1 protein-coding gene is annotated in these 489 nt (G+C 61.3%); it reads right to left on the reverse strand.

Annotation, left to right across the window (positions count from 1 at the left end; translation table 11 throughout):
* Positions 1–489 (reverse strand): contractile injection system protein, VgrG/Pvc8 family (locus tag AAIR21_RS27885; RefSeq protein WP_434682843.1); only part of this gene is annotated, 489 nt, incomplete at both ends.

A 489-nucleotide genomic window follows, 5' to 3' on the forward strand; every position in this document is an offset into this window, starting at 1 on the left:
TCACCCTCCCCGGACTCAGCCAGTAAGCGTTGCTGAACAGGTGAAGGTAAGCCGAGTTATTCAGCTCGCGCTCATGGCGGATGCGGGCATAAAAGCCCCCGGTTTCAGGAGCCGGGGCGGTATCCTCTCCGGCGTGAAGATAAGACTCGCTATCACGGTAATGCCCACCCGTCGTCACGCCCGCAGCACGCACAGAAACAGCGGCATCCATGGGCTCACGTGCGGTACGAGGATTGTAATCACGAACAGACACGCTCCCCGTCGCCGCGTTGTGCCAGGTGCGCAGCCCCCAGCAGCAGAGTTCGGCACCATCATACAGGCCGGACGGCTCGTGGTATGGCAGAGGCTGCTCAGGCAGATACTGCTGCTGTCTGTCACCGAAGACCGTCACATCCAGCCCGGTCACATCGTGCATCATCTGGCGATACCAGATGCCGACCTCTGCCAGAATGCGCTGCACAAACGCCAGGTCCGTCTCCTGCCACTGGG

The organism is Enterobacter sp. PTB (assembly GCF_051130085.1).
GTDB lineage: Bacteria > Pseudomonadota > Gammaproteobacteria > Enterobacterales > Enterobacteriaceae > Enterobacter > Enterobacter ludwigii.